Annotated in this window: 7 protein-coding genes and 2 pseudogenes; all 9 read left to right on the top strand. The window is 35.1% G+C overall.

Translation table 11 applies throughout. The features are described 5' to 3' along the window. Positions 1-72: 72 nt before the first annotated feature. Positions 73-600 carry a hypothetical protein gene (locus SB773_RS25150; RefSeq protein ID WP_410592823.1) on the top strand — a complete coding sequence of 176 codons (528 nt, stop codon included), beginning with the start codon at positions 73-75 and terminating at the stop codon, positions 598-600. A 223-nt stretch (positions 601-823) separates the two neighbouring features. After that, complete coding sequence (locus tag SB773_RS25145) at positions 824-973, top strand: hypothetical protein (protein WP_410592821.1); 150 nt, start codon at positions 824-826, stop codon at positions 971-973. Positions 974-1,214: 241 nt separating this feature from the next. Further along, positions 1,215-4,901, top strand: coding sequence for an isopeptide-forming domain-containing fimbrial protein (locus tag SB773_RS25140; protein WP_410592819.1), 3,687 nt, complete (start codon positions 1,215-1,217; stop codon positions 4,899-4,901). An 80-nt stretch (positions 4,902-4,981) separates the two neighbouring features. Further along, complete coding sequence (locus tag SB773_RS25135) at positions 4,982-5,266, top strand: DUF5415 family protein (RefSeq protein ID WP_410592817.1); 285 nt, start codon at positions 4,982-4,984, stop codon at positions 5,264-5,266. Between the two features lie 18 nt (positions 5,267-5,284). Further along, a complete protein-coding gene (locus SB773_RS25130; RefSeq protein WP_410592815.1) occupies positions 5,285-5,575 on the top strand; it encodes a TrbC/VirB2 family protein in 291 nt (96 codons plus the stop codon). A 65-nt stretch (positions 5,576-5,640) separates the two neighbouring features. Further along, the gene (locus SB773_RS25125; RefSeq protein ID WP_410592813.1) at positions 5,641-7,473 is read left to right on the top strand and encodes a hypothetical protein; all 1,833 of its coding nucleotides are present in this window, start codon (positions 5,641-5,643) and stop codon (positions 7,471-7,473) included. Between the two features lie 59 nt (positions 7,474-7,532). After that, a pseudogene (locus SB773_RS25120) lies at positions 7,533-8,195 on the top strand (type IV secretory system conjugative DNA transfer family protein); the annotation flags it as partial. Positions 8,196-9,048: 853 nt separating this feature from the next. Continuing rightward, a pseudogene (locus SB773_RS25115) lies at positions 9,049-11,028 on the top strand (VirD4-like conjugal transfer protein, CD1115 family); the annotation flags it as partial. Positions 11,029-11,045: 17 nt separating this feature from the next. Then, positions 11,046-13,586, top strand: a 2,541-nt coding sequence (locus SB773_RS25110; protein WP_410592811.1) for a pLS20_p028 family conjugation system transmembrane protein, incomplete at its 3' end; no start/stop codon positions are given.

Here is a 13,586-nt window from a genome sequence, read left to right as displayed (position 1 = left end):
TATGAAGTAGTCTCGTATTACCATATGTTATGATATATAAAGGTAATTGGTAATAGAATGGGAGTTGAGACAATGGTGAAAAAAATAAAATGGTTACCGCTATTATTTGTATTATTAAGTGCTTTTCTTGTAGGGTGTGATGATTCATCACAATTTAAAAAGGGTGATAAATTTTCGGAAGAGAAAAGTAAGTCTAATTTAAAAAAGGGTGAAAGTTCAATTGAAATTATAAGTGATGATAAATGGAAATACACCGATGAAGAGAATGGGAAGTCGGCTGTATATGATGTGAAGGAAACGGAATTTAAAGCAGGGAAATATAAAGTATTAAAAGTTATGAAGCCAAATAAACATAGTGAACAAGACCCTTGGGTTGTACAAACAGGAGAATATTTTGTGTTTGATATGAATGATAGTGGGTTCTCATTGTTTAAGGTAGGACGTATAGATCGACTTGATTCAAACGACTGGGAATATCTTAAGAAAGGTTATGAAAAAGGTAGAGATTTTAAGAAAGATTATGACGAAGCAAAGGATAAAGAAGCGTTTTTAAAAAGTATTGCGGATCGTTCAACTTTGAAATATACAAAAATTAACTAAATATCATACGAAGAACAGAGTCATTTATATGATTCTGTTCTTTTTTTATTGCCAAAAAGGGGAATTGATCGTGAAATTCTGTGTAAAAAACGCATTTCTATGGGTTTTAGTTATATCATTAGGGATTTTTGGATGTCTTTTAGTTCATTATGTTTTAGAAAGTCTATTTTTTTAAGGGGAAACATTGTTAGGCACATGTGATGTTAAATGGGAGATGGGAAGAATGGATAAAGAGATAATTATTAAACAGCAACCGAATTTCATTGAAATAGAAGAAGAAGGAGATCCACTAGCCTTTTTTGTAGGTTGCCGAAACGCACTTTTATTAACGGTTCCTACATGGATAGCTATATTTTTTATATGGTCTTGGTGAAAAATATGGATAAACTAATCAGTGGAGATAAAATTCTCCACTGATTAACTACAAGAAATTCCTATTAAATAAAACAAAAAAGTCTATCAGTGAATGATAGGCTTTTTTGTTTTATTTAATAAAGGAAAAGGAGAGATTCAAGTGACTATAAGAATAAGAAATCCAACAAGTTTTCTATAAAATGCAGTAGTCTTGATAGCACTGTTTTAAGTATATGAAATTGAATAAAAGGAGGGAGAAGATGTCGAATAGACAATCATCTCGTTTTAAAAAAATAGTTGCATCAGCAATGACAGCAACTATGTTGGTGAATCCCTTGGGAGCATTAGCTGAGGTTGATCGTGATGTAACCCAAACGGGTCGTCCTTGTGCAAATGAATATCAGGTGACTTTAAAAGGGAATAAGGTTTTGGGAAAAGATAAATTAGATTTGGTTCTAGTGCAAGATCAATCCGGTTCATTTAAAGGGATTTGGAATGATGTAAAATCGTTTGTCGCAAGTTCAGTGACTGAGTTACGACCTGATATGGATCGTATTCAGGTATCAGGGTTCCGTGGAGATCATGGGATAGTAAATCCGGATGGGTCTGAAGCAGCAACCGCTGGTGTGGATTTAGAAACACCATTACACCAACCATTAACAGGAAATGTTGATTCAGCTATTCAAGCAATTAATAATATGCCGGTTGGTGGAACAACTCCAACTGGACATGGGCTTACAGAAGCTTTGAATCAATATGAACAAGCAAAGGGAGATACAAACGATCGTAAAACTGTATTTATGCTTGTGACTGATGGGGCACAGAACGTTCGTGAAGATGGAATCATGCATCTGAAAGAGAAAATGCAAGGAAAACATCAAGCGGATTATTTCAACGATTGGGAAAGCTCAACAGCTGACATGGTTGCAAAAGCCCAGCAGGTCAAAGATAAAGGATATGAATTTGCTACAGTTTATTGGGAAGACGATAGTTATTTTACTAGAGTGTTAGATGATAGAAAAGATTCTCTTGTTCCGTTGTTTAATGAACGTATTAAACAAACAACTACTAACAATTTGTTTTTTGATGTGAATACAGGTAATGTTGCGGATTTAGGAGAAGCGATTCGAAATGTTATTCGTTCTGTACGTAAAGGAATGGGTGACTTTATGGAAGATCGAGTAAATGAAAATTTCGAAATTGTTCCAGGTAGTTTTGGTGGAACAATACAGCCTGATAAAGTGAGCCAGGAAGAAAATAAAATCCACTGGGATTTATCAAAAGTTCAAGGTGATTTTGAAGTTTCGTATAAGGTTAAAGCGAAAGATTCAGTTAAAGCCAAAGAACTTATTGCGGAAGGATCAGCAAGAATCATGGATGAAGATACAGGGGTTAAAAATGTAGAGGTAGAAGTGACTCCTGTAGAAATGTGTAAACCAGCTATTAATAAGACTGTATCTGATAGTGATGAAAAAGATAAAATGGATCTTGCGAATCTAAAAGAACGAAAAGAGCCATTTCAATATAAAGTGAATGTAAGTTTTAAAGAAATGCAAAATTCAAAACAAGCAAGTATTCATGATACGTTAGAAAACGTATTAGAGCCAACAGCTGTGAAGTTAGTGGATGAAAACGGGAAAGATGTTTCTTCGTTAGGTACAGCGAAAATTGATGGCCAAACGGTAACTTTTGAATATGCGCAAGAAAATGGATCAGTTGCACATTTAACGGATAAATCTTATACATTAGTGATTGATGCAAAAATTGCAGAAAAAGCTAATGAAGTTGAATTAGCAAAATTCATTAAAGAAGGCGGTGTGCCTAACAAAGCCACTTTAAATATTGATGATAAACCATATGTATCAAATGTTCCAAAAGTGACACCGCCAACAGAACAGCCAAAAATAAGCAAAAAAGTAACAGACAGCGATGAAAAACTAGTAGAAAAAGCGACTTTAAAAGCTCAAAATGAAGCATTTGTTTACGATGTGACATACAAAATGGGTAATGGTACAGGGACGTGGAAAGAAGCACGTCTAACAGACGAGCTGGTGAATGTTCTAACAGTAAAAGGAGCGAAATTAGTAGATTCGCAAGGGAAAGAAGTAAAAACAGGTAAGCTAAAAATCGATGGAAATAAAGTAGAATTTGTTTTCGACAAAAAGGATAACAGTTACTTGTATTTAGCCGGCCAAACATACACGTTAAAGATTGATGCGAAAATCAAAGATGATGTGAAAGCTGAAGATCTAGCAAAATATCTTGTGAAAGATGGTGTGCCAAATACAGGTCAATTACACATCGGTGGAAATAAACCGATGGTTTCCAATGAAGTATATGTAACACCACCAACAGAACAGCCAAAAGTAACGAAAAAAGTAACAGATAGTGATGAAAAACTAGTAGAAAAAGCGACTTTAAAAGCTCAAAATGAAGCATTTGTATACGATGTGACATACAAGATGGGTAATGGTACAGGGACGTGGAAAGAAGCACGTCTAACAGACGAGTTAGTAAGTGTCCTGGAAGTAAAAGGAGCGAAGCTAGTAGATTCTGAAGGGAAAGAAATAAAAACAGGTAAGCTAAAAGTCGATGGAAACAAAGTAGAATTTGTTTTCGACAAAAAGGATAACAGTTACTTGTATTTAGCTGGCCAAACATACACGTTAAAGATTGATGCGAAAATCAAAGATGATGTGAAAGCTGAAGATCTAGCAAAATATCTTGTGAAAGATGGTGTGCCAAATACAGGTCAATTACACATCGGTGGAAATAAACCGATGGTTTCCAATGAAGTATATGTAACACCACCAACAGAACAGCCAAAAGTAACGAAAAAAGTAACAGATAGTGATGAAAAACTAGTAGAAAAAGCGACTTTAAAAGCTCAAAATGAAGCATTTGTATACGATGTGACATACAAGATGGGTAATGGTACAGGGACGTGGAAAGAAGCACGTCTAACAGACGAGTTAGTAAGTGTCCTGGAAGTAAAAGGAGCGAAGCTAGTAGATTCTGAAGGAAAAGAAATAAAAACAGGTAAGCTGAATATTGAAGGAAACAAAGTAGAATTTGTTTTCGACAAGAAGGATGACAGTTACTTGTATTTAGCTGGACAAACGTACACGTTAAAAATTGATGCAAAAATCAAAGATGATGTGAAAGCTGAAGATCTAGCAAAATATCTTGTAAAAGATGGCGTGCCAAATACAGGTCAATTACACATCGGTGGAAATAAACCATTGATTTCAAATGAAGTATATGTAACACCACCAACAGAGCAGCCAAAAGTAACGAAAAAAGTAACAGATAGTGATGAAGAACTAGTAGAAAAAGCGACTTTAAAAGCTCAAAATGAAGCATTTGTATATGATGTGGAATATAAAATGGGCAACGGGACAGGAACATGGAAAGAAGCACGTCTAACAGACGAGCTAGTAAGTGTCCTGGAAGTAAAAGGAGCGAAGCTAGTAGATTCAGAGGGTAAAGAAATAAAAACAGGTAAGCTGAATATTGAAGGGAACAAAGTAGAATTTGTTTTCGACAAAAAGGATGACAGTTACTTGTATTTAGCTGGAAAAACATACACGTTAAAGATTGATGCAAAAATTAAAGATGGTGTAAAAGCGGAAGAATTAGCGCCATACCTTGAAAAAGATGGCGTTCCAAATACAGGTGAATTACATATCGGTGGCGATAAACCATTGGTTTCAAATGAAGTATATGTAGTTCCACCAACAGAACAGCAACCAGAACCGGTAAAACCTGAAGAACCAAAACAACCAGAGTCAAAACCAGAATCACAAAAGGTAGATCAGCCTAAGCAAAAAGTATTACCACAAACAAATGAAGAAACAACATTTATTCCATATGTGTTGGCAGCGGTCTTCATCCTTACGGGTGTTGGTTTATATCTAATTAATCGTAAAAGACGCATGAATCATTAAAATCAGAAAGCATTCTTAGAGTGCTTTCTTTTTTTATATTAAAAATATATACAACAAAGATAGGAAAAGGAGGCATATTGATGGCTAAACCAAGTAGAAAAAATGAGAAACCGCTATATCATGAGGCGGTTTCTTATATTTTAGAAAAGAAAGATTGTACCTATGAAGAATGGGAAAAGAAAATTGTAAATGGTATTTGTGTTTCTGTTTTAGCAGGTGAAAACGTTGAATGGAGAAACAAAATGTTAGAACAAGCATCCATTGAAATGATTGCAGCTGATATTGAAAAAAGAAAACAAGCTCAAGATAATAAGCAACCAAACAGTAGTCACAGCCAAAGTGACATGAAATCACAAGGGAATTAAGAGAGGGGAAAATAGATTATGGAATTTCTAGATTACTTTTACTTTAGCATCTTACAACATTTAGCCTACAATGACATTTTTGATTCAATTGGAAACATTTTTAAAGCTTGGAGTGGTAGATTGCAAACCATTACTGTTTGGATTGCAGGATTTTGCGTCATTGTTACAGGTATAATGTTTATTTTCGGAGAAGGACCGAGCCGTACAGCTAAGAAGTGGCTTATTTATATTGTTGCAGGTTGTATTATTGTATGGGGTGCAGCGGAATTCGTACAAACAGTACAAGGTGTATCAGGTGGCGGATTCTAAGCCGAAATATCATTCGAAAAGAGCAGATGAAAATCTGTTCTTTTTTATTTAATAGGTGAGAAAGGATGAATGTAATGTATCAAATTCAATTTGCGAACAAGCAACCATTCATTGATATGGTTAAGTTTTTGAAGAAGAATAAAGCACGCCCAGGTAAAGAATTGACATTATTAGAAGCGGAAAGAGTAATCCAGCATTTCCATACGGAACATAATATGTCTGGTGTAGTCGTTGTAACGATTGATTCTGAAGAAATGGAGTACACATATGATTTTAGTCTTCGTGTAGAAGAAGATCAGTCATTTTCTTTATTAGATGCGTTTGAAGAAGTGTTGGAGAAAGAGGGGGAATCAGATAGAGCGGTAATGATTCGAAACGGATTGGTCCAAACTTATCAAATGGAGCAGAATCCTCCTCAAAAAACAGGTTTCTTTCAAAAGCTATTTGGTTCAGGAAAAAAGAAACGAGAAGAGTCTTCTGTTGCATCTGATGAGTTGGAAGTGGCTGCTACAACACCAGATTTAGATGATTTTGATGAGCAAACAAAGTTTGACGATCAGGTCATTGATAATGAGATAGAAGCTCTTGATAAAGAGGTTGATGAAGTATCAGATGAGGAAGAAGAGGACTATGATGAAAATGAAGAAGAGGATTATGATGAAATAGAAAACGATCTTCCTTCTGGTGTTCAAAAAAGTGAAGAGTCTCAAGGTGCTATTCAGAATAATAGTAAAGAAGAGGATATGCAAATAAAAAAGCATGTTCCTCATTCAGAAATCGTCTTTATGGATTATAACCAATATTTAAGTCTACAAGAAGTCGAAAAGAAAAAAGAACGATATGATGATCGTTTTACAGAAGAGTATTTGTTGAGTTTAGTGGGGTTAGGAAAAGAAACAGAAATGACACCTTTAAAACGGTGCCAAGTACAATATGCAAAACAAATATTGAATAGTAAAAAATTCATTTTGATCCAGGATCAGTATCATCAGGAGTTAGAAAATGCGACAGATGAACAACGTCTATTTTTAGAGCAAGAATATAAGAAAGCCATTTTAAGAGATTTTGAGAGAGAAGCGGAAGAAGAACTACAGCCTGTATTTAAATCTCTGATGCAGAAAATGGTGATTGAAACGGGCCAATATAGAGAAAGTGAAGAAAAAGAGGTACAACAGAAGCAAGCTGCATTCAGAGAGAAACAAAACCTAGCTCTAGAAACATTCAAATTAGAGCAGGAAACGAATTATCAAGTAATTGCGTCTCAATTAGAGGAACGTAAAAACACTCTTGTTCAGGCAAAGAAGGACGTTTTACAGAAAGATATGGAGTTACAAAAGAAAAAAGCGTTGTCTGATAAAGTATATGAATTGAAACGAAATACACAAACAGATCTAGTTGATAAGCGAAATGCTATTTTATCTCAACATGTAAATACAATTGAATCCTTAATGCATGAAGCATTTGGATTACAGCAACAAGCATTAAAAGAGATAGAGGTAAATATCAAGGAACAAACACCTAACTGGATGCAAGAAATTAAAGATGAAAAAGAAGCGAAATTGCATGAGAAAGAACTACAAATTAAAGAAAAAGAGCTTTCTCTAGAAGAAAAGAAATTTTTGGAGAAGTCAAAAGGTACTGTAACTGAAAAAGAAATGCAAATTGCTGATCTTCAAGAAAGATTGAAAAAAAGCCAACTAAAGTTAGAAGAGATTGAGACGAAAGTGCAATCGAATATGGGGTTCTATCCAATGTATCAACAACCAATGTATCAACAACCGATGTATCATTCATCTCAACAGAATATGCATGTTCCGGTACAACAAGTTCCAGGAGAAATGGGGACACAACCCGTTAAAAAGAAAAGAAAAGGTTTAATAGGATGGTTATTTAATTAATCGTAAGCATTCATGTATTGTGGGCAAAGCAAATTTTATTCGTAAGTTGGTGATAGATGATGGCTTTGGAATTTTCGAAGAAAATTTTTAAAAGAAAAAAGTATTTAAGGCATGATTATAAAATTGAAGGGGAAGAATTACCAGGAGAAAAAACAAGGATAAATAAGAAAGCTTTATGTATTTCATCTCTTGTGGTAGTGGTTCCCTTGTTTGCTGTCAATTTTATGGTGAGTATGTATCAAACGATTGTAACAAGTCTTTCCAAACAAGGAGAGAATGTCAAGATAACTCAAGTGTTGGATGCAAATTGGGTGGAATACGTTTCATTAGAACAAGCCTTTTCCCCTGTACTTTCAATAAAAACATATGGGTTTCTATTGATGTTATTAGGGCTAATTTCCGTATTAGCCTATTCCAAATTTAATTATAAGAGTGATGAAAACGTGGCATATGATCAAAAAGGTGATAGTCGCACCACAAAAATCAAGGAAATTCAACAACAGTATCCAGCCATTCCTGAAAAACATGAGGTCTTTAAAGGGTATGGAGGGGTTCCTGTTTCTCACTATCAAGATAAGTATTACATTGATACAGATACAGTGAATACAGCTATTTTAGGAGTCTCTCGTTCAGGTAAAGGGGAAATTATAGTTGTACCTATGATCGATAACTTAAGTCGAGCTGAAGTTCAATCTAGTATGGTGGTAAATGATCCCAAGGGCGGTGCGCCACGTTCTATAGTGAAAAGCTATAGCATGGTTGCATAATAAATTGCAATTATGAACTGATTAACCGAGGTAAGGAATGATAGAGTAACGCCTTGAAACTTACCCTCTGATACTCCGACTTGCATGAAGTTAACCATTTAACTGATTGTAAGAAGCTCGGTGAAGTCGGCTGAATGAATCCTAAGTCCCGATAGTGGATATGGAAACAGATAGGTCGGGAGTCGTTTTATATGATGAGAATAGATTAAGTCTTGACGAATCTCCGAATTGTACGGGTCTATATGGGACTTGATTATGAAAATATCAAGCGTCAATGTTTTTGACGGTTACTGTGGATTAGTAAGACGCGTCCTTTATGAAAGTCCATAATACGTTACAGGCGTATTCAAGGTAACAGGCTTATAGGAGACATCTAAGTAAAACATTATGATAGGTTAATCGGAACGTGGGAAGCGATATACGGCGAGTGAATGGTTACTATGACCTGTTTGTATGAAATTCATAACATACATTAAATATCGTGGCAGTAGAGGTGTAGTACCTGAGAAACTATGATAATAAGTAGTGGAGGGAAGACCTCAAGTCGATAAAAAAGATTTTATATGTAGATATTTAATATACTGATTCGATTAAGAATAATAAAGTTACTAAAACACTTATAAGTGGGGGAGTAAAGACAGTATGACTGAGAAAATTATTGATGGCTAATTTAGACATTATTCAGTAAAAATACTACGTATTATATGAAAGTTTATCGATGGAACGCCGTATGATGGGAAACTGTCACGTACGGTGTGGTGGAGGGGAAAACCTAGAGATAATATCAAAGGGTTACCTATTCCAATAGCTGTATAGTGCGGCTAAAGTAACACTAGAACAAAGGGGTTATGATGTTGAAGTTCTCAATATTTTAGATCCCTTACAAGGAATGTCTTATAATCCTTTACAATTGGCAATTGATGCATGGGTAAATGGAGACATACAAGAAGCTGTAAAACGGGTGAATACGTTAACCTTCTCTTTATACAATGACCCCAATGCCGGGGATAATGCTTTCTTCAATTCGTCAGCACAGAAAGCTGTCAATGGTATTGCATTAGCAATATTAGAGGATTGTGTGAAACATAATAGTATTGAAAAAATCACGATGCCAAATGTACTACAGATGCTAAATGAATTAGGAGCATTTAACTATAAAGAAAATCCCGAGACTGATTTGTTTGAAAAGAACGCTCTTGATGAATTCTTTAAGAGTTTACCGCAAGGTAACGTGGCGAAAATGCAGTATGGCTCAACGAATTTTGCAGGAGATAAGGCGAAAGGTTCTATCCTAGCAACAGCAAATGATGGTCTACAGATGTTTGCGGATGAAATGTTTGCAAAAATGACTTCAAAATCTAGTTTGGATTTAAAACAATTAGGATTCCCTAAAAATCTATTCTTCCAATTAGATGATAGTTTATTAAATAAACGAGTGACCGTTTCTTTTCACAAGAATAATGATGAAAAGACTGAAATTGCTAGTTATAGATTAAAAGTGAAAGCCTTGGGAATGTGTAATTTGAATTTTGATGACACATTAGAAAGTGGAGATCTATTACTGATTCGCTTCCAGGATGACGATACAAAATATCGAGTTTTTTATGAATTGAATTTTGAAATCAAAAAGGATGAGCAAGGGAATGTCGTGTATCAGAAAAAAGAAGGCTGTGAACATAAGACAGAGTTCAAAAGAGAAGTTACATTACGAATGAAAGCTAATACGTTCCCTAAAAAGCCAAGAGCGAAAATGATGTACTCTGATAAACCGACCGCAGTCTTTATGATTATCCCTGATTTTGATAAATCAAACCATGCATTAGCCAGTATTTTCATCAAACAATTGTATACAGAGTTATCGATGAATTGTAGTTATAGAAAAGGAGATAAGAAGTGTTTTAGAAGAGTTCACTTTTTACTTGATGAGTTTGGGAACATGCCAGCCATTGATGATATGAGTGGTGTATTAACGGTTTGTGCAGGGCGGAATATGTTGTTTAATTTGATTCTTCAGTCGTATTCGCAGATTGAGGATTTGTATGGAAAACAAGCAAAAGCAATAAAGCAAAATTGTCAAAATCACGTGTATATCATGTCTACAGATGAAGATACCATAGAAGAACTTTCAAAACGTGCGGGACATAAAACGGATCTTGGAAGGTCTTCCAATGAAGGTCACTTAGAAATCGATAATAAAGTGACAAAAAGTGCGGATCAACAGCGTGTTATTCCTCCAGATCGATTACGACAATTAATTGAAGGGGAAACGTTGGTCATTCGTGCTTTAAAACGGCAGGATTTACAGAGGAAGAAAATCCGTCCCTATCCAATTTTTAATACACAAGAAACGAATATGCCGTATCGTTGGCAATTCTTAACAAGTTTATTTGATACATCGAACGATTTAAATGATATTGATATTCCATCTAAACACACGAGGTTAGATTTAACTTCCCTGTATTTAGATTTTACAAATTTTATTGTGAGTGAGCCAGGTCTTCGAGAATATCAAAAGAGAAGTATGGCACATCAAGAGAGACAACAAGTACATGGTCAAGAGGAAACGGAAGAGAGTATTGAAGATATTGTACGAGCTTTAATTCTTCAAATTAAAAACAAGAAAAATCAAAACAATCCGTTAGAGGTGAGAAAACGCTTAGCGATGATGTTACAAGCGTTTAGCAAAGAAAATAAAATGCTAAAACGAGAGGATGTGCAATATGTAATGGAACAAACCTCTAGTGAGGAAATGAAAAAGCAGTTACAAGCATTAGTAAGACACCTATAGAAAGGAGATTGTTAGAATTGAAGTCAAAAATACAAAAGTGGAATACAAAACATAAATATTTGTTTGGTATTGTAATGTTGACATTTGTTTTAGTTGGTTCATTTTATATCGCCTCTCCAACTTATGCCTGGACTTGGAAAGATTTATTTGATTGGGGTTTAGATGAAGAAGAAACAAAAAAAGCCATGAAATTTTTGAATAATGACTGGATTGTGTATTCAACGGTATTAGGTGCCATATGGCAGTCAATGATAGGGGCTTTTATAAAAGGACTATTGATAATCGTAGGTATGTTGGAAGGGTTGATTCCGAAGACTTTTTCTTTGTTTGATGTCCTAAATGATGTGGGGTTAAATCAATTTACACAATCTATGATTAAAGGATTGTTTGTTGGGATTTTTACGTTGATTATCACCTGGTTAGGGATTCGTACCATGATCATGCATAAACCTCCTAAATTTAAGTCGGTCGTGATTAACGTGATTATGATGGTGGTTCTTGTGGGTGGATTAAATGAAATTATGGCGCAAATGCAAAAATTATCAGTGGATTTTTATAATGCATCAACTGAAGGCCAAAAATATGAGGATGGTTTAGCATGGAAGCTAGTAAAAGATAATACAGCTGACATTATGTATTTAAGCCAAAACAGTTTTGATCCAATTAAATCAAAAGATACACTTAAAACAGAAAAAAATGTTTTAACAAAAGAAATGTTTTTAAAGGCGAGTTTAGGTGACATGGTAACACCTGAGGTTGTAAAGCAAATTGAAGAAAAAACTAAAAAAGATGGTGGTCCAGAAGAAACGAAATATTTAAAATACAAATTAACAAACGATGGGAAAGCTGAAACCCTTGAAGAAATAGAAAAAAGTTCCTTTAACATCTTTAAATCTGTTACGGATACAGGATACAAACGATATCCAATGAATTCTTTTACGATTATTTGTGCGTTGCTTTCTTTAGGGATTGCCTATGCTTTTACATTGTTTGTATTCGTTATAACAATCTTTGAGCTTGTTATGAAAAAAGTGGTTGCGCCACTTGTTTTTATTACAGATATAGAAAGTGGACAAAAAACGAAAATGGTATTGGAGGATATATTTAAAGGATTCTTGTTAATAGCTTTTACAGGTATATCAATGCGAATATATACTATCCTGGTTACTTATGTAGGAAATGCTGATTTAGGTATGGTTCTTTACATCATATCGATGATGGCACTTACTACGTTACTAATAAAAGGTTCTGAATCGATTTTAAGGTATTTTGGTGTAGACGTAGGACTAAAAGAAGGAAAGAATCATTTGCTTGGTGCGTGGGCTACCATGAAAGGTGCACAAGGATTAGGAAAAGGTGCAATGAACTTGGGTCGTAATGCGAAAGAGGCATTGCAAGGTAAAGAACAAACTCCTAAACGTTCAGAAGGCGATGGTACAGCTTTAAGTCAAGCGACTGCACTTGCAAAACACTTAGATGCAAAAGAGCAATCTATGCCTAGCCGTGGTACAGAGAGGATTATGCGAGATGCTGGTAGCAAGGTATTGACAAATGATATAGGTAATACCCAAGCGACTGAGGATACATCTACACGTTCAGAAGGAAATAGTAATATTGTAAAACCAGTAGGTCGTGATACATTGAATCAAATTGGTAAAGATGTCATGCAAAATGCAAATCAAGGAAATGATAAAGCTGCTGATATTCAAAATGCGAACCCTCATACAAGTAAAATGGGTGGAACGGATACAAATGGATCTGAATTAAAAGGTACCAGCGAAGATGTTCAAAAAGATATTAACTTACAAAAGCAATTAAGAGATAATGGGTTAGATATGAATCAAGGTTCAGATACAAACGGTAAACCAGGTACAGAGCAAATGCAAAAAGATATAGCGCTACAAGAGAAAGTGAACAGCACAGGTTCCGCTGAAGCGCCAGGAAAAGAAATGAGACCAGGAACAGAACAAATGCAAAGAGACATCGCACTACAAGAGAAGTTAAATAATAGCGGAAATGCGAATGTCCCAGGAACAGAGAATAGAGCTGGTACAGAGCAAGTTCAGAAAGACATCGCACTACAAGAGAAGTTAAATAATAGCGGAAATGCGAATGTCCCAGGAACAGAGAATAGAGATGGTACAGAGCAAGTTCAGAAAGACATAGCGCTACAAGAGAAGCTAAATAATAGTGGAAGAGCAAATGTCCCAGGAACAGAGAGTAAAGGCAGTACAGAGCAAATACAAAAAGAAGTTGCAATGCAAGAACAATTAAGAAGTAATGGAACAGTGAATCCGTCAGGAACAGATATGAGAGTACAGTCACAAGAAGTTCAAAAAGAAATGAATGTAAGAGATCATGTGAAAAATGAAGGGGCTGCGGTTAGTCTTGGAAATGATATGAAAGGTACAAATCAAACGATTAATCGAGATGTAGAAGTGAAAAATAATGTGAAAGACGGAGGAACAGTGGATTCGCCAGTTAGAGGAACATCGCAAACAATTCACAGAGACGTAGAAGTGAAGAATAATATAAATGATGGAGGAACAGTGGATTCT

The sequence above is a fragment of the Bacillus sp. SIMBA_074 genome (assembly GCF_046534555.1).
Taxonomy (GTDB): domain Bacteria; phylum Bacillota; class Bacilli; order Bacillales; family Bacillaceae_G; genus Bacillus_A; species Bacillus_A mycoides.
Note: the sequence above shows the minus strand (reverse complement) of the source record. Positions and strands in the feature narration are given on the sequence as shown.

What these genes read in the sequence shown, in the direction of transcription:
- SB773_RS25145 (WP_410592821.1), top strand. Translation starts at nt 824, where the DNA reads ATGGATAAAGAGATAATTATTAAACAGCAACCGAATTTCATTGAAATA.
- SB773_RS25150 (WP_410592823.1), top strand. Translation starts at nt 73, where the DNA reads ATGGTGAAAAAAATAAAATGGTTACCGCTATTATTTGTATTATTAAGT.
- SB773_RS25125 (WP_410592813.1), top strand. Translation starts at nt 5,641, where the DNA reads ATGAATGTAATGTATCAAATTCAATTTGCGAACAAGCAACCATTCATT.
- SB773_RS25130 (WP_410592815.1), top strand. Translation starts at nt 5,285, where the DNA reads ATGGAATTTCTAGATTACTTTTACTTTAGCATCTTACAACATTTAGCC.
- SB773_RS25135 (WP_410592817.1), top strand. Translation starts at nt 4,982, where the DNA reads ATGGCTAAACCAAGTAGAAAAAATGAGAAACCGCTATATCATGAGGCG.
- SB773_RS25140 (WP_410592819.1), top strand. Translation starts at nt 1,215, where the DNA reads ATGTCGAATAGACAATCATCTCGTTTTAAAAAAATAGTTGCATCAGCA.